Annotated in this window: 18 protein-coding genes and 1 pseudogene; 7 read left to right on the top strand and 12 right to left on the bottom strand. The window is 36.6% G+C overall.

The window, feature by feature from the left end:
- Positions 1–101: 101 nt before the first annotated feature.
- The 7 genes from rbsB to JCM9152_RS12805 form a co-directional block, all read right to left on the bottom strand.
- A complete protein-coding gene (gene rbsB, locus JCM9152_RS12835) occupies positions 102–1,022 on the bottom strand; it encodes a ribose ABC transporter substrate-binding protein RbsB (RefSeq protein WP_035344917.1) in 921 nt (306 codons plus the stop codon).
- 14 nt (positions 1,023–1,036) lie between these two features.
- A complete protein-coding gene (locus JCM9152_RS12830) occupies positions 1,037–1,981 on the bottom strand; it encodes an ABC transporter permease subunit (protein ID WP_035344914.1) in 945 nt (314 codons plus the stop codon).
- On the bottom strand, positions 1,971–3,464 hold the full coding sequence (locus JCM9152_RS12825) for a sugar ABC transporter ATP-binding protein (RefSeq protein WP_035344911.1): 1,494 nt from the start codon (positions 3,462–3,464) through the stop codon (positions 1,971–1,973). The genes JCM9152_RS12830 and JCM9152_RS12825 overlap by 11 nt, the downstream gene beginning before the upstream one ends.
- A gap of 16 nt (positions 3,465–3,480) precedes the next feature.
- Positions 3,481–3,870 carry a D-ribose pyranase gene (gene rbsD, locus JCM9152_RS12820; protein WP_035344908.1) on the bottom strand — a complete coding sequence of 130 codons (390 nt, stop codon included), beginning with the start codon at positions 3,868–3,870 and terminating at the stop codon, positions 3,481–3,483.
- Positions 3,867–4,763 carry a ribokinase gene (gene rbsK / locus JCM9152_RS12815; protein ID WP_035344905.1) on the bottom strand — a complete coding sequence of 299 codons (897 nt, stop codon included), beginning with the start codon at positions 4,761–4,763 and terminating at the stop codon, positions 3,867–3,869. Before rbsK ends, rbsD begins: the two co-directional genes overlap by 4 nt.
- Positions 4,756–5,742, bottom strand: a complete 987-nt coding sequence (locus JCM9152_RS12810) for a LacI family DNA-binding transcriptional regulator (RefSeq protein ID WP_035344902.1) — start codon at positions 5,740–5,742, stop codon at positions 4,756–4,758. Before JCM9152_RS12810 ends, rbsK begins: the two co-directional genes overlap by 8 nt.
- 237 nt (positions 5,743–5,979) lie before the next feature.
- The gene (locus tag JCM9152_RS12805; protein WP_035344899.1) at positions 5,980–7,116 is read right to left on the bottom strand and encodes a type II asparaginase; all 1,137 of its coding nucleotides are present in this window, start codon (positions 7,114–7,116) and stop codon (positions 5,980–5,982) included.
- A gap of 736 nt (positions 7,117–7,852) precedes the next feature.
- Between JCM9152_RS12805 and JCM9152_RS12800 the strand changes: the two genes are divergently transcribed.
- The 3 genes from JCM9152_RS12800 (at position 7,853) to JCM9152_RS12790 (ending at position 10,432) form a co-directional block, all read left to right on the top strand.
- Positions 7,853–8,758, top strand: coding sequence for an Abi family protein (locus JCM9152_RS12800; protein WP_052015937.1), 906 nt, complete (start codon positions 7,853–7,855; stop codon positions 8,756–8,758).
- A 236-nt stretch (positions 8,759–8,994) separates the two neighbouring features.
- On the top strand, positions 8,995–9,849 hold the full coding sequence (locus tag JCM9152_RS12795) for a serine/threonine-protein kinase (protein ID WP_035345084.1): 855 nt from the start codon (positions 8,995–8,997) through the stop codon (positions 9,847–9,849).
- Between the two features lie 85 nt (positions 9,850–9,934).
- The gene (locus tag JCM9152_RS12790; protein ID WP_035344896.1) at positions 9,935–10,432 is read left to right on the top strand and encodes a hypothetical protein; all 498 of its coding nucleotides are present in this window, start codon (positions 9,935–9,937) and stop codon (positions 10,430–10,432) included.
- A gap of 913 nt (positions 10,433–11,345) precedes the next feature.
- On the opposite strand, the gene JCM9152_RS12780 is transcribed toward JCM9152_RS12790, so the two are convergent.
- From JCM9152_RS12780 to JCM9152_RS12770, 3 genes are all read right to left on the bottom strand, one after another.
- Positions 11,346–12,332, bottom strand: a complete 987-nt coding sequence (locus tag JCM9152_RS12780; RefSeq protein WP_035344890.1) for a sporulation-delaying protein SdpB family protein — start codon at positions 12,330–12,332, stop codon at positions 11,346–11,348.
- On the bottom strand, positions 12,317–12,829 hold the full coding sequence (locus JCM9152_RS12775) for an SdpA family antimicrobial peptide system protein (RefSeq protein WP_035344887.1): 513 nt from the start codon (positions 12,827–12,829) through the stop codon (positions 12,317–12,319). The genes JCM9152_RS12780 and JCM9152_RS12775 overlap by 16 nt, the downstream gene beginning before the upstream one ends.
- A gap of 93 nt (positions 12,830–12,922) precedes the next feature.
- Positions 12,923–13,510, bottom strand: a complete 588-nt coding sequence (locus JCM9152_RS12770; RefSeq protein ID WP_158318438.1) for a sporulation delaying protein family toxin — start codon at positions 13,508–13,510, stop codon at positions 12,923–12,925.
- Positions 13,511–13,631: 121 nt separating this feature from the next.
- Between JCM9152_RS12770 and JCM9152_RS21430 the strand changes: the two genes are divergently transcribed.
- The 3 genes and pseudogenes from JCM9152_RS21430 to JCM9152_RS21940 form a co-directional block, all read left to right on the top strand.
- Positions 13,632–14,069, top strand: a complete 438-nt coding sequence (locus JCM9152_RS21430; RefSeq protein WP_052015936.1) for a PH domain-containing protein — start codon at positions 13,632–13,634, stop codon at positions 14,067–14,069.
- A gap of 137 nt (positions 14,070–14,206) precedes the next feature.
- A complete protein-coding gene (locus JCM9152_RS24110) occupies positions 14,207–14,587 on the top strand; it encodes a thiol-disulfide oxidoreductase DCC family protein (protein ID WP_035344880.1) in 381 nt (126 codons plus the stop codon).
- A gap of 237 nt (positions 14,588–14,824) precedes the next feature.
- Positions 14,825–14,968, top strand: a pseudogene (locus tag JCM9152_RS21940) (transposase); the annotation flags it as partial.
- On the opposite strand, the gene JCM9152_RS24105 reads toward JCM9152_RS21940, so the two are convergent.
- Together JCM9152_RS24105 and JCM9152_RS12750 are read right to left on the bottom strand one after the other, a co-directional pair.
- Positions 14,926–15,312 (bottom strand): COX15/CtaA family protein, encoded by a 387-nt coding sequence (locus JCM9152_RS24105; RefSeq protein WP_052015934.1) that lies wholly within the window; start codon positions 15,310–15,312, stop codon positions 14,926–14,928. The pseudogene JCM9152_RS21940 and the gene JCM9152_RS24105 overlap by 43 nt on opposite strands.
- Positions 15,309–16,001 carry an alpha/beta fold hydrolase gene (locus JCM9152_RS12750; protein ID WP_052015932.1) on the bottom strand — a complete coding sequence of 231 codons (693 nt, stop codon included), beginning with the start codon at positions 15,999–16,001 and terminating at the stop codon, positions 15,309–15,311. The genes JCM9152_RS24105 and JCM9152_RS12750 overlap by 4 nt, the downstream gene beginning before the upstream one ends.
- Before the next feature lie 19 nt (positions 16,002–16,020).
- Between JCM9152_RS12750 and JCM9152_RS12745 the strand changes: the two genes are divergently transcribed.
- Positions 16,021–16,578 (top strand): PadR family transcriptional regulator, encoded by a 558-nt coding sequence (locus tag JCM9152_RS12745; protein ID WP_268870732.1) that lies wholly within the window; start codon positions 16,021–16,023, stop codon positions 16,576–16,578.
- Positions 16,579–16,903: the final 325 nt, after the last annotated feature.

Below are 16,903 nucleotides of genomic sequence, written 5' to 3'. Positions count from 1 at the left end.
ATACTTTTGTCCCAGTCTCTCTTGTACCGTACGGAGCCAAAATTCATTTACAACTCAACCTAAGCTAAGCATCACTGCTCAGCTTAGGCGGTCCAGCTTCATTAATCTCTAATCAAATCAAGCTCAACTGGAATAAATTCTTCTATATCCTCACCATTAAATAGACTCATTGCCGCTTCAATCGCTTCCTCTCCGATTAAGATAGGCTGTTGTGCAACTGTCCCAGCTAAACGCCCTGCATTCACTTCTGCAACAGCGTCATCTGTCGCATCAAACCCTACGATTACTAAATCATCACGTCCAGCCGCAACGGCTGCTTCTAATGCTCCAAGTGCCATTTCATCGTTATGAGCAAAAACACCAACGATATCTGGATTGCTTTGGAGAATGTTTTCCATCACGGATAAACCTTCTGCTCGATTGAAGTTCGCTGATTGTGCCGTTACAACATCCAGCTCATCTGCTGCTACGTTATTAAACCCTTCTCCACGTTCACGTGCTGCTGATGAACCTGGAAGACCTTCTAGTTCAGCTACTTGAGCGCCTTCACCAACTAACTCAACTAATAATTCTGCCGCCATTTCGCCACCTGCTACATTGTCTGAAGCAATATGGGCTGTAATCTCTCCACCATCAGATCCACGATCAACTGTAATAACTGGAATGTTCGCAGCATTACTAGACTCAACAGCTGACACAACGGAAGAAGAATCGGTCGGGTTAATTAAAATAATATCAACACCACGCTGAATGAGATCTTCGACATCGTTCACTTGCTTTGCATCATCATCTTGAGCATCAACTGTAATTAATTCAATTCCTAGCTCATCCGCCTTAGCTTCCGCCCCTTCCTGCAATGTCACAAAGAACGGGTTGTTTAACGTTGAAATGGAAAACCCTACAACTAATTCATCACTATCGCCGTCTGCACGATCACCATTATCTACTGGAGATTCCATCGAGCACGCCATTAACCACATGCTCATAACTGTTACAACTAACATCATTAATTTCTTTTTCATTTTAACCTTCCCCTTTACGCATTTTTTTTGCGGTCTAATAGTACCGCTAATAAGATCACACTACCTTTGACAACCTGTTGAAAAAATGAACTCACTCCCAATAAATTGAGACCATTGTTCAGAACTCCTATGATCAAGGCACCTATTAACGTGCCGACGATCCAACCTCGTCCACCAGTTAAGCTCGTTCCTCCAAGTACAACCGCCGCAATTGCGTCAAGCTCATACATCTGCCCCGCAGTTGGCTGCGCTGAGCTTAATCTTGACGTTAAAATGACACCTGCTAACGCTGATAAAAAGCCTGTTAACGAGTACACGTATATTTTAATGCGACTCGCACTAATTCCTGACAAGATCGCCGCTTCTTCATTCCCACCAACGGCATATACACGACGACCAAATGTGGTCTTTTTCAAAATTAAATACAAAACAACAAATGCTAGCATCATCGTCACAGCTGGCATTGGGATGCCAAAGAAGTAGCCTCGACCAATCATCGCGAAAAACGAACTGTCCCCAATACCGGAAATAGGTTGTCCACCCGTAAAGAATAACGTTAATCCACGATAGATTGTCATTGTCGCCAATGTTGCAATGAAAGGCGCTACCTTCCCTTTTGCAATGACAAATCCATTAAAGGCGCCGAGTATTGTTCCAACAATTAGGCCGATTAACACCGCTAGCACCGGATCAACGCCCGAGGCAATTAATGAAGCTGTTACCGCTCCAGAAAATGCGAGAATAGAGCCAACAGATAAATCAATTCCCCCTGTCAAAATCACAAACGTCATTCCAAATGCAATTAACGCATTAATCGATACTTGCCGCAAAATATTTAATAAATTCGGTGCGGATAAAAAGCTCGGATTCAAGATTGAAATGATGATAACAATAAGTATGAGTCCGATAAAAGGGCCTAACATACTTAGCATAGAACTTAGTCGTTTATTAGCGAACATGCTTATCTCCCCCTGTCGCATAATGCATAATTTTCTCTTCTGATAATTCCTTCCGATCTAATATTGTCATAAGCTCGCCTTCGCACATTACAGCTACTCGTGAACTCATTCCAATAATTTCAGGTAGCTCAGAGGAAACCATGATAATCGCCACACCTTGACTCGCTAAATCATTTATAATCGAATAGATTTCTTTCTTAGCACCAACGTCGACTCCGCGAGTAGGCTCATCTAAAATTAACACATCTGGCTTCATCCCAAGCCATTTGGCAATGACAACCTTTTGTTGATTACCTCCACTTAATGACTTTGCTTTTTGTTCGGAGCCAGAAGAGCGAATGTGAAGCTTTTTAGCCATCTCGGTATACAATGCCTTTTCACGAGATTGAATCATCCATCCTTTTTCAGACAGGGTCTTTAAATTGGTTATATTCAAGTTTTCTCGAATCGAAAAATCAACTACTAATCCTTTTGATTTTCGATCTTCTGAAACGAAAGCAACCCCTTGTGAAATCGCGTCACTTGGTTTTCGAATGGTTACCTTTTGACCATCGATATACACTTCACCACGATCAGCCTTTCGATATCCAAAGATCGTCTCCACTAATTCGGATCGACCAGCACCCATCAAACCTGAAATGCCAAAGATCTCGCCTTTTTTCACATCTAAGGATACGTTTTCAAACTCATCCTTACGCGACAGCCCCTTTACAGAAAGCTTTGTCTCACCTACATGTTCCTTCCGTTCAGGAAAACGCTCACCAAGCTCTCGCCCAACCATCATTTGCACAATCTCATCAAAGGTCGTGTCCTTAATCGTTTTCGTTCCAACATATTGTCCATCTCGTAAAACAGTAATTCGATCACATATCGAAAAAATTTCTTCCATACGATGAGAAATGTATACAAACGAGACGCCAGTTTGCTTTAACTTTTCCACCATTTCAAATAACGTATCGATTTCACGATCAGTCAGAGCGGCAGTTGGCTCATCCATAATAATGACCTCCGCATTGGTCATGAGTGACTTAGCAATCTCAATAATTTGCTGTTTCCCAACTGAAAGGTGTTTCGCTAACGTCGTTGGTTTTAGCTTTAAGCCTAGCTTCGCCAGCTGCTTCTTAGCTATCTCGTTCATTTCCTTCGTTTTCATCCAGCCCGTTTTCCCAAGCGTTTTTTCATTCCCTAGAAATAGATTCTCTGCAACTGTTAGCTCTGGTAAAATATTTAGCTCCTGATGAATAACGGCAATACCATCTTTCTCCGCCTGCTTCGGATTCGTATAGCGAACGTCCTTACCTTTTACAACAACAGTGCCTGCATCTCGCTCGTAAACACCTGAAAGAATTTTCATTAACGTTGATTTACCAGCACCATTTTCCCCCATTAATGCATGAATTTCTCCTTTTTTTATTTCAAAGTTGACCTGCTTCAATACTTGATTCCCATTAAAGGACTTGTCGATTCCCGTCATCTCAATCATTTACACTCACCTCCAATTAGAAAATAACACCCGCCTGCAAAATAATATTGGCATATGGAGTCATCTCACCTGTACGAATAACAGCCTTTGCAGATCGGCACTGCTTCTTCAACACTTCATGATCTACGAAATCAATTGGAAATTCATATTGCTGAATGGTTTCACAAATATCTGTATTTTCCAACTTGATTTCCTTCGCTACAATACCCTTTTCCACTTCCATATCAGCTAATACGACATTTAACGTCCGTAAAAAGGTCGGATCACCTAACTCCAATGACAAATCAATACATGGTACACCCTCGGGAATAGGCAACCCACAATCAGCTATGACAATTTGATCCGTATGGCCGAGCTTAGCCAGAACGCTCGAAATATCTCTATTTAAAATTCCCTGTTTCTTCATTCCGCATGAGTCCTCTTTTCTAAAAAATCTCTCACCTCATCATCCGTCGGCATCCCACCTTGTGCTCCAAATTGTTGCACAGATAATGCGGCGGCGGCATTCGCGTATTGAATCGCTTCCTTCATCTTTTTTTGACGTCCAAGCGCCACAGCCAAAGCAGCATTAAAGGTATCACCAGCACCTGTTGTATCAACCACTTCAACCTTATAACCTGGAATGACTTCTTCCACCTGCTCATCTGTCATATAACTGACACCTTTTTCACCTAACGTAATAATCAACTTTTTCTTATAGGTCACTCTATCAATCTCCAGCTCATCTCTTTCCTTCTCATTAGGTGTCAAATAAGTCACAGCATCTAAGATAGCAGGTGGTAATGGATGAGCTGGGGCAGGGTTTAATATAATCGGTATTCCTTTTTCATAACAGTAACCGGTTACACACTCAACCGTTTCAATTGGAATCTCTAATTGAACGATGACCATATCACTTCGGTCAATAATAGCTGAATGTCGCTTTACATAATCAGGGGTCACATCATCATTGGCCCCCGCTGATACGATAATACGATTATCTCGCTCCGATAGTAGAATGGTCGCAACACCTGTATGATTATCTGTAACCGGTTCCACACCATCAACATTAACATTTTGCTTCTTCAAATGGGACTGAAGCTCTTTACCAAAAGAATCCTCACCTATTCTGCCAATCATGTGAACTTCTGCTCCAAGACGAGCTGCCGCAACGGCTTGGTTCGCCCCCTTTCCACCGGGCATTGTGCGAAAGCACTCACCCATGACGGTCTCACCTTGCTCCGGTACCCTGACCGTCGTTGTCACCATATCCATATTGATACTTCCAATAACCGTAATAATGGGATTAGATTTACTCATATTGTTCACTCCTCGTCGTTTCGCGTATATTCAATTCTGTCTCTAACTCATAATGCAACGTTTCTAATGGTTGCTTTTCAATTTGCTTAATTAATAGCCTTGTAGAAATGGCACCCATATCATAAATAGGCTGGATGACCGTTGATAAAGAAGGGGTCAGCATCTCACCAAGCGGGATTCCATCAAATCCAATTAATTGCACGTCTGTTGGAACCTCTTTTCCCATCTGCTTTGCTGCCTTCATCACTCCAGCTGCCATAATATCACTACTAGCAAATATCGCATCGATGGATGGATAGCGCTCAAATAGATCAAGCGCGGTCTTTTTAGCATGATGAATGTTGAATTCAGACTCCACGACTACATGGGCAATCCCTTTCTTTTCCACCACTTCTTTGAATCCTTTGTAGCGCTGGTCAGCTGTTTTCACTCCAACCGGACCTCTTAAATGGGCCAAAAACGTACTACCATTGTCTATGAGGTATTCTGTCGCCTGCTGTGCTCCTATAAAATTGTTCGCTGTTACGATTGGAACCGAATCACTAATAGAGCGATCAAGAGCAACCAATGGTACGTGCAAACTTTTGTAATCATCGATCGATAACTGATTCGTCGATAAGATCAAGCCATCAATATATTTCTGCTTTAGCGCATCAACATATTGCTGTTCCTTCCTTTTATCTTCATCTGTATTACAGATCACAACCGTATATCCGTATGTTAATGCAACATCCTCAACGGCACGTGCTAACTCCGGAAAAAAAGGATTCGAAATGTCTGGAATGAGTAAGCCGATCATCTTAGATGTCTTATGATACAAAGATCGCGCAACTGAATTGGGCTTATAATTTAAATCTTTAATCGCCTTTAATACAGCCACTTCTGCATCCTTACTTACATATCCTTTTTTATTTAACACTCTTGATACCGTAGCAACTGACACCTCTGCATACTTTGCTACATCTTTGATTGTTGTCATGTTCTCTCGCCTCACCTGTAACCGGTTACAGATACTATAATATGTCTGCTCTTTATTGTCAACTATTATTCTTAGTGAAAATGCCACTTTTTTATCGAGAGTGACGTAACAGGGGGTGAAAACGCTCCATTTCTATTAAAAACGCTCTAAATCGATCGAAAGCGCTCACTTGATATCCCTCAACAAAAACCCCTCCAACTTTATCCAGCTGGAGGGATTCCCATTCACATCTCTCTATTAATACGAATCATAGTATTCTTGAATTTCCTCTTCATCATCTGTAACTGTGAGCGCAAGCATGAGCAATATGCGAGCTTTGTGCGGATTCAATGAATCAGCAGTCAAATAATCATCCTTATGCGAAACCGTTCCATTCCCTACTCGAGAAGCACGAACGATTGGCATACCCTCTTCCATTATTTCCATTGCCGCCTCCTGCATGACCGATGACATCGAACCGTTACCTGAACCTGCAAAAATAATCCCCTCTGCTCCATTTTCAACTGCTGCATCAAGCATGTATGGATCATTATTTTGATGACCGTAAATGATATCGACTTGTGGTAATTCCTCTAAGTCTGAGATGTCAAATGGCGTCTCGGTCGTATGCGATTGTGTTATTTCAGTATAATAATGTGGTACACCGCCAACGATTCGTCCAAGGTACCCTTCTTCTGTAGCCACAAATGTATCAACCACTGTTGTGTCTGTCTTCGTAACATGTCTCGCTGAAGCAATTCGATCATTAAAGGAAACAAGCGTCCCGCGACCAACTGATTCCTCATGCCCCGCAACTAAAACCGCATTATACAAATTCAACGGACCATCAGCACTCATGGCAGTTGCTGGCCGCATCGCTCCAACTAACACGACAGGCTTATCACTTTTGACAACTAGGTTTAAAAAGTATGCTGTTTCTTCCATCGTATCTGTACCATGTGTGACAACAATCCCATCTACATCATCTGTCGCTAATAATTCATTAATACGATTACCTAATGTTAGCAAGTGCTCGTTCGTAATATCAGGGCTTCCTATATTCACAATTTGCTCACCAGTTATATTCGCAATCTCGGTCATTTCAGGCACAGCTTCAATCAATGCTTCAATGGCAATATCCCCTGCCTGATAATCAGTCGTATTCGTTCCTACGCTACCAGATCCAGCTATCGTCCCACCCGTTGCTAGAATCGATATGTTTGGTAAATCCTCATTAACTTCCTGCTGTTCTGCTTCCTCTTCTTCATTCCCTTCCTCCGCGACAACAGCTTCTCCGTCTTCAATCGGATCAGCCTCAGCTTGCTCAACTGTCTCCTGTGAGCACGCCACCATCAGTGTAACAAATGCCATGAGCGTAAACGTAAACTTCTTCATGCTGTAAACTCCTCCTTCATTTCTACTACTACTATTTCTACCTATGTATTGGAAAAGTAGTATGAAAGAAATATAGCAGGAACCTCCTACTTCTTGGTGATTATTGTAAGAAATTATTACATGAAAATAATTTTAGTTGCGCTTTCATTATTGTAAATATGCTCACTTTTTTATAAAATGGCTGTTTCGTAAAGATTGTTACTATTAGCATATAAAAGGGATTTATTTACTATTTTATGGTATTATTAGATGAAGTTTACTTTAAGAAGAAGTGATAAAGGTTAGAAGGAATCTCCATGGTTTTATTGAAGGTAATTTACTCGTATTACCTGATAGACCTAATGCTCTGCTCGATGAATGTATTTTCGACCATAGTTTGGACTATAAACTATGACCCTAATTCCTTTCCTGATGCGTTAGAAAGAATTGAGATAATTTTAGAAGACCATGATTATTTCAATAGTAATAAACCTAAGTGGTACAGTTCAAACTTGTAGGTTTATCTTAACAATCTTATAATTTTGTGAATACATACACTTGCACTAAAGGGGGCGTTACTTCAACAAAGAGGCAATGCTTTCTTTGTTGAGCAAGTTACGTTTGAAAGCCATAAGTTACTGTGTTTTATTATTGACTTTCTTGATCATGAAAGATAATATAATAGTAACAGAACCCACCACGCCTCTTATGAATGCGGACCAAGGTGGGTCATTTTTTATTTAAGGAGATAATTATTTTGACTTCTGAAAAGGATAAGTCTAAAATAAAGCCGCCAACTACGTTCAAAGAACAAGTGGATTTATATAGAAAAAGAAACCTACATATAGAAAATTCTGAATTTGCCGAAAAAATATTACAGCAAGTTAATTATTACCGTTTATCTGCTTATGGACTTAGTTTAAAAGATCCGTTTGTCAAAGATAAATATGTAGATGGTGCATCATTTAATAAAATGCTGTCTTTATATGAGTTTGATCGACGTTTACGGTTATTACTCTTGGGAACATTGGAAACTATTGAGATAGCATTTAGAACGCATGTCTCTTATGAGATAGCACATAAATTAGGACCATTGGGATATAGAGATAAAGAAAACTTTATTAATGAGAAGTTTCATCAAAATTCATTAACAGAACTAGATTCTTTCATTGAGAAAAGTCGTAAAGGTGAACTATTTGTACAGCATCACTTCAATAAATATAACGGTGAATTTCCTATTTGGGCGGCAATTGAAGTTACTTCTTTCGGCTTCCTCTCTAAGTTTTATAAAAACCTTAGGAAGGATTTAAAAAAACACATAGCAAAAACTTATTATAATGTTCCTTATTTTTATATGGAAAGTTGGCTACAAACTATATCAAATGTGAGAAATGTTTGTGCTCATTTTGGTCGGTTATATAATAAGCACCTCACTTTTGAACCTAAGTTATTTAGAGATGATTTCAAGCATTTTGGCAATCAGTACATATTCTCTGCTATTTATATAACTGAACGTTTACTATCCAAAACTGAAGGTAACAGATTTATAATGGATTTGGATGCTCTTATATCCGAATATGAAGAGTATATAGACTTCGCTCTTATTGGCTTCCCTTCAAACTGGAAAGAACTTTTGGGAAATTTAAATACTAATAAATCTTAATTCTAGGAGAGTGAATGAACCGCTCTCTTTTTTATATTAATAACCAACACTACTATGGAAATAAATATAATTTTCTTTGGATACTTGAAAGGAGGCGTTTTGTTATGAAAATGACGATAGCTACAAACGGGGTGCAATTAAATTAAGAGAGACGTATCAATCCCCTATAAACTACGTGATCTCTACTGACAATATAGGAGGATCATATTTTGGCAAAACAAACGAATTTCATTACTATGACACTTGATAAAGTGGATTTTCAACTACAAGAAGAGCATACTTTCAATTGGTTAAAGCAGTTAGGTGCTGTTTTTTGTGTATTTGATCAACAAGATTCAGGAAATATAAGTTTCGGTGTTGAAAATGATGGACAGAGGTATTTTGTGAAATATGCCGGAGCAAAACCTATTGACTTTACTGGGAACCCAAAGGATGCGATTGAACGATTGAAAAAGGCTGTCCCCGTTTATCAATCGTTAGAACATCCACACTTAATAAAGTTATTAGATTACTTTTCCACGGAAAATGGGTATGCAGTAGTATTTCAATGGTTTGAAGGTGAATGTTTACATTCTCATTGGTCGTTTGGTGGTGTAGCAAAATTTACAAACCCTAAGTCACCTTTTTATCGATTCAAGAAATTGGAAGTGGAAAAACGTTTAAAGGCACTAGATGCAATCTTTTCTTTCCATACTTATGTGGAATCGCAAAAATATGTTGCAGTGGATTTTTATGATGGAAGTATCCTATACGATTTCAAGAATGATGAAACAAAAATATGTGATATTGATTTTTATCGAGAGGCACCTTCTAGAAATGATTTAGGTGAGGATTTCTGGGGGTCAAATCGTTCAAAATCCCCAGAAGAATTTGAACTTGGGTCTCCAATTGATTCTATTACGAATGTCTTCAATCTTGGCGCGATTGCGTTTGGACTACTGGGTGGTGAAATGGATCGTTCCTTCTCAAAATGGGATGCTAATCAAGGTCTTTATGAAGTTGCAAGAAGAGCAGTCGAAGAAGATCGCAATAATAGATATTCAACGATAAAAGAATTCTATGATGCTTGGAAGTCTGTATTAAATCAATAAACTACTAAAAGTCACTTAGATGTTTTAAAAAGCGCATGATATAACGGTGCCACTCATAAAAAAAATTTTGCGAGGATGGGATTAGATGCACTTAGGATGGTCAATCATGATTTATGGAATATCTTTATCTATCATTCTTTCAACAATTATCTTGGTAACCTTGTATTACAACCCTAGACTGCTTTTGCAATCCTATCCTGCTGGCATTCAAAAAGTAGTTGCTGAAAAGACTAAATATGAAAAAATGCAAACCAAGTTTGTAGGTATATTCTTTATGCTCTTTCTCATAGGTATCCCAGTCGTTTCCACTTTATTAATGAAGCAGTCATATGGCGGTGAAATCTCTTTTTTAGTTGCTTTCATCAATATGTTTGGAATAATAACTGTCTTCAATGTAGTCGATTGGCTCATTATCGACTTGCTTCTAATTTGTAGCCTCACGCCAAAGTTCGTTATCATCAAAGGGACAGAAGGCATGTCTGAATACAAAAATCACTTTCACCATTTTAAAGGCTTTGTTATTGGTATTTGTCTGTCTCTTGTTACAAGCTTGGTCTTAGCGACAGTAATTTCGTTATTATAGTTATTCAATTCAGAAATGGCAGAGCTTTTACAAAAGACATGTAGAACGATAGAGAAAGCTGAAGAAGAACGTTTCTTGCTCAACTAAGAGAATTAGCAACTACTCATAGAGCGGTTTAACAAGGAGGAGAGATTTTGTGTAAAAGGCTAACTACTTATGGAAAAATATGCATGATATCGAGTATGATATTTTTTGTCTCCGGCTTAATAATATTAGTTTACAGTTTAATCAATGGTCAATTTATGAGCTTAACAATATCCTTATTGGGTTTAGGGTTTGTTTGTGCTGGAAACCTTTACTTATTTAAAGATTTTTCATTTAGAAAAACAGGAGATGAACCGGATTCAACTGAAAAATTACTATAATCGGTAAATGATGAAATCATGCACTTAACACACTATAGAATACATTGTGGCAAACTTTGACCGTTTTTATAGCCATATGGAAAGCAGTGGAGAATTTGAAAAAATCAAATTAAATGATGGAACAATTGCATTTTTAAAGAAACACCATTTCCATCATCTGAACTTCACTGGTTTAAAAATGGGATAGAATATAATCTTCATCATAATTTTGTATTTAACGATGAGAACAACACTAAGGAAGAACTTCTGAAAATAGCTAATTTTATTAATGATAAAAAAAATTAACGATTAAAGGAACGGAGGCGATAGCGTAACAACTGCTATCGCTTTTCGTGTTAACTAGCTTGATAATAGAAATTTTTTCGTGATTAAAGAGAGTGTTCCTTAGCAGGAAAGGATAGTGATTTTTTTTAGTCTTACTGTACCGCTTCCGTACAATTTGGACAGATCCCTAGTAAACTTCAAATAGTCCCCACCTATTAATGTGATGGGGACTATTTGACGCTTACCTTAAAGAGGAGACTTCTTTCGGAAATAAGTTAAATTAGTCATTTTTCGACTTTAATTTGATTAACTTCAGAACTAAGGAATTTTTTATTATTCTTTCTGAATAAAGAAATGTTGTTTATATTTTGCCTTATTGTAGACATAGAAAATTGAAATTTTTGTTCAAAAGGTCTTAAGAAAACTATTAAGGCAGCGAACATGATAGTGGAAAAACTATACAAACCTATAGCAAGAGCTATGCTACCATGTAAAATTAATCCTGGAATTAAAAAATATTTCCACGTGTATTTTGGAGCTATTAATGCTGCAAAGAGTAAAAATTCTAAAACGATTGTTCCCCATGTTAAGACAACAATAAATTGGGTTTCTAAGATTGGAGTTAAAACCATACTTAAAGTATCATTTAATCCAAGCATATAATCATTTAAAAAATAGTATATTGCCGTTCCATTGATCCAATACTCTTTAGTTACCTTAGCATAAGCTGCATTTAGATATATTATTGATACTTGGACTCGAATGAGGTAAATTACTGTTAACGATATCATGTATAAATAAATATAATTGTTTGTAATTTTTATTGGTTGAAATGTCTTCCAATGCCACTTTCTAGGATCACACAGTGTAATAGGAATTAAAAGTAATGAAAGGACTAAATGTACCTGATCACCACCATCAATCACCATTGCTGCCTCGTGGTAGCTATAAGCAATATAAAAATGTAATAAACCGGTGTATCTCGGTCTCCATCCACTTGCAATCACCACTAATAAAGCCACTACTATCCAACGAATAATATTAAGTGTTAAATAATCATTAGATCCAAAACAAAATAAACTTATATTACCTGTACACTGTGGAAATTCGGAAATACCTTGCGCCGGTATAAATATAAGCTCAGCTGGATTAATTATTAACACTAACGCCAAAGTTCCTGCCATCAATGACCTAGCTATTCCATAAACATTTGTCCATATAGGTATATTCTCAGCGGAATTTTTAACATAGTTACCTATTCTGCTAAACATTCAATATCCACCTCTACATAAAATAGTGGCATTTCTGGATCATAACTAGACCATAGCCAAGGAGTATATTCTTCTCTAGTTAGGATTTTTTTCCCGCATAAACTCTCTCTAGGACTGGTGTTGGTAATAGCTACAACATTCTCTTCATTCTCTTGTAAGCAATTTTCTAGAGACCCATTACATTCTATCCAGTGTTCTTCTGGAACTAATCCAAACAACATTCCTGCTTCAATACCGTCCGCTCTACCTTCTTTCTTTAGACCAAATAAATTTGTACTACTACTATTCGGCCAAGAAAGATCGCTTGAATACCCATTTTCATCATAAACATTTATTCTTCCTTCAGTTGGATCCTTACTATAAAATCCCCATCCTTGAGGAAACCAAGATGTCATGTTCAAATTATCAATAATGGGGATTTCAACCACATTTGGAGGTAAAGCTTTATAAATTGAGGAAAACAAAAAGCCGAAGGTTATTAAAGATAAAACGACCATACACTTCCCCAGAGTTATTACATTCAAAATTAATCACCTCTGAAATAATGTTTATTGCCGAGCAGATAAAATACCCGGCAATAAACTTATGAATTAATTTATAGCTTCGACTACTTCTACTACTATTCTCTCTTGTTCAAGAGACATAGTTGGATCTACAGAACTAGTGACCCATGCCCCCACTGAAACCCAATATGCAGCTCCAACGCCTACTTGAATACCTACTGCTGCAGTATGAGCAGCAGCTACGTACATATATACACCTGCAGCAATTACCACTACTGGTCCGACTACGCAAGCAATTTCTCCTTCGCCGTCACCATTATTTGCATAGATATCGTATCCAATTTTCTCAAGAACATTATAAGAATGCATTGATGCTTCTTGTAGTATTTTATGCACATCGACTAAATTTTTGCTATAGATTGCTTGTTCCAATCTATCAAACAATGTTTCATCTAGTTTATCAACTCCATTGACCAACTCACTAATTAATTCTAACTCTTCTTCTGTATGTTCATAGTCAACTAATTCAGGCTGTGTTATGTGTTCAAATAGTTCAGCAGCTTCTCCTTGTCCAAAGAAAATCGCCCTAAATAACTGCTCCCCCTCAAATTTCTGTCCATTGGCTATGGCTGCGGGGTTCAATAGAGAAGTAACTAACAATAATGTAATGCCCAATACAAATAATTTTCTAAACATAGAATCCTCCTCAGATTTAAATAAGTATGTTATCCTAAAACTACAAGTTCACCTCCTTTTCAGAATATATTGAAAATTACAAATGAAAGGATGTTTTACAGTGAAGTTCAATCCGAAAAAAGACTTGATTTATGGCATCATTTTGCTTCCATTAAGCTTCTTTTTAATTGCGTTTAGTGTATTATTCCCTATTTACTTTGACGCTGACGTTGTTTCGATTATCGTGATCACCGTTTTATGTTTGCCTTTAGGAGTTTACTTTTTGTGGTGTTGGTTTGGTACTTCATATTGGATTGTAGAAGATAAGTTAGTTATTAAGCAGGGGCCTTTTAGGAGATCAATTAATATTGACCAAATTGAAATCGTTCAGAAAAATACAAACCCTCTAGTTGCAAGTACTGCACTATCGTTAGAAAGTTATGTGTTACAATACAAACCTTATAAAACATTTATTATTTCGCCTATGAATATTGAGGAATTTGTTAATGAACTAAGAAATACTAGTGGTAACCATACTATTAAATTTGAAAAAGATTAATATATATAATTTTTATGAATTTACATTTTAATGTTAATACACTATTCCTTTTTTTTCAACTTTATTTGTAAATAAATTCCAATTAAATATATTTTACAACAAAAATAGATATATAGTTCATTTAAGGGAGGATAACAATGATAATTTTGATTTACGATAGTGATTGTAATATGTGTAGTTCTTTCATTCAATTCATTGTAAAGAGAAATAAAAATAAAAATCTTCGAATCACGGGCTTACAAAGTAATTGGACCAAAAAAAACTTACAGTTAGATACCAATATCGACAGTATCATTTTTATTGATAGTCAAAACAAAAAGTTCTATTATTCTAGTGCAATTATCAAACTTTTTAGTGAATTGCAAACTGCTTACAGATTTCTAAGTCTGTTACTTGTTATACCAAAACCAATCAGAGACTATATATATAAATACATTGCCAGACGTAGAAAGAAAATAAGTAACAAATTCAATTGCCCGATACCTTCAAAAAAATTTTTAAGCATGTATCTAAAATAAATGAAGATTGAACTACTCTACCTTAATTTTTCGCGAAATTTTGAAGATGGAGATTCCTACCGCTAGTTATGAGTAGGACCCGTTGCACCGATGGTTAGAAGTCTTATAATGTACTGGGGCTGATATAAAAATGAGTGTTCTTAATGTATTACTATCTTGTTTTATACAGAATTATCTAAATTCATCAACGCACAACCCGTAAAATCAGTCTTAGGTAAAAGAAAGTCTTATTTTATAATTAAATTGGATAGTAATAATCATTCAGTATTCTTAATGTATTACCATCTTGTGCTAGTTGTAAAATATCGTAGAGAAGTCTTTGATGATAAAGTATCTGACTATGCTAAGGATATGTTTGTAAAGCTAGGCGAGAAATATAATGGTTGTCCAAATACAACTTGTCCGGCTCCCATTAACCCTTGAATAATAATGGCAGCAGAAGCTACAATAGCAAAGAATTTTATTTCTCTAATATAATTCAATTTACGCCAAGACCAAAATGATAATATTAAGACTAACATTCCTGCAATGCTGGAGAATAATCTATGGGTGTATTCAATAATGGTTTCCAGAGTTGGGTCATTTGGAATGACATCCCCAAAGCAGAGAGGCCACGTCGTTCCACACCCTTGCCCCGATCCTGTCTTGGTGACAATGGAACCTTGCAAAAGGACAAATAGAACAATAATTGTTGTTGAAATTGAATAAATTCTTAACTTCTTCATTTTTCACCTTCACTAGTGACATGGTCACTTTCCAACCAATTAGCAATTGAATCTATAATGGCCGCTTGTTGTTCACTAACTGTGATCAGAGCTTCATTATCACCTGACTGACTACCATATACACCAAAATAAGCATGGTTACCGCCCGTTATTTCTATAAAATCAGTACTTTCTGGTAAATTCGAGCTGTTTTCTTTAATTTTTTCAGGTGTACTGAGTCCATCCTCTGACCCGCTTATAGATAAAACGGGTAAGTTGGATTCACTTAAAAAATCATTACTTGCTGCATATGCACCAAGTAATATTAGCCCGCTTACTTTGTTTAAATATCGATCTGCATACATAGCCGCTGCCGCTCCTCCCATTGAATGACCAGCAATATACCATTCAATTTGATTTTCATTCTCTATTATTTCATTTGCTTTTGAAACATCTAGAATTGGTAAATTTAATCTAACTGAGGGTATAACTACTGTAATATTTTGCTTTGATAACTCTTGTGCTAAATAGGCATACGCTTCGGGTTCAACTTTTGCACCTGGATAAAGTATTACACCTTTCTCAGCATTTACCGCTGTATAGATATACCAACCATCCTCTGAACTCTTTACCTCCTCTATATCGATTTGATGAGCATCTATCGCACCATATGTATTTTGAGTCCATATAAAAAATAAACACAAGCTCAAGATTACTACTACACCTAAAGTGATAAACGAAATAAATAGTGCTTTTTTGTTGAGATGCTATGCTTTATTAGGAATAATTTCAAAAAAACCAGTAACAGGTTATGATGTGGTGAGAATATTTAAGCAACAGATGATTTATTTTTGGAGTACGACTCATAGCCAAATCTACACAGAATCGCATAAAATGGAAAATGATAACTTGATTGATCACGAATTAGTGATTCAAGAAGTCTTACCAAATAAAAAAGTATACTCTATTACAGATACAGGAAAGAAGGAATTAATACGCTGGGCAATTGAAGAACCTTTAAAACCAGCAAAAATAAAAGATAATTTCTTAATTAAATCGACTATTTTTCCTTTTTTATCGGTTGTTGAAATTATTAAATTGTTAGACGAAGTTATTGAAAGAGAAGAAAAAATTTTAAGTATGACAAAAAAGTGGAAAGAACACTTTAACAGTCATGAAGAGCGAGACGTAGGTGCTATATTAACAGTTGAATATGGAATAAGGTATTCAGAAATGTACTTAGACTGGTGTAAGTGGGCAAAGCAGTATATCAATGAAATTAATTAACAAGTCAGAGGATCACGGAAAATTTCTTTGAATATAATAACAAGAATTTTCATGAAATAGGGTTGTATTATAAAGTTTCATTAGAAAGTAAGTTGAATTTTAGTAATGATGTTTTTTATGGAGAAGAGGGAGAAAGGTTGATTTATAAATGGATACATATTGATGAACTTGAAGATATTTTACTCTATCCCGAATTCCTAAAAACTTCAATTAAAGAGATGCCAGACACAACCAAACATCTTATTATAGGAAATCATAGCATTTAATAATTTTAGCGTGCATTCCTTTAACTAGGAATGCTGCTTTTTTCTTATTATGCTAAAGA

The sequence above is a fragment of the Halalkalibacter hemicellulosilyticusJCM 9152 genome (assembly GCF_000513115.1).
GTDB lineage: Bacteria > Bacillota > Bacilli > Bacillales > Bacillaceae_D > Halalkalibacter > Halalkalibacter hemicellulosilyticus.
The sequence above is the reverse complement of the archived record's forward strand: the minus strand, read 5'-3'. Positions and strand labels throughout refer to the sequence as shown.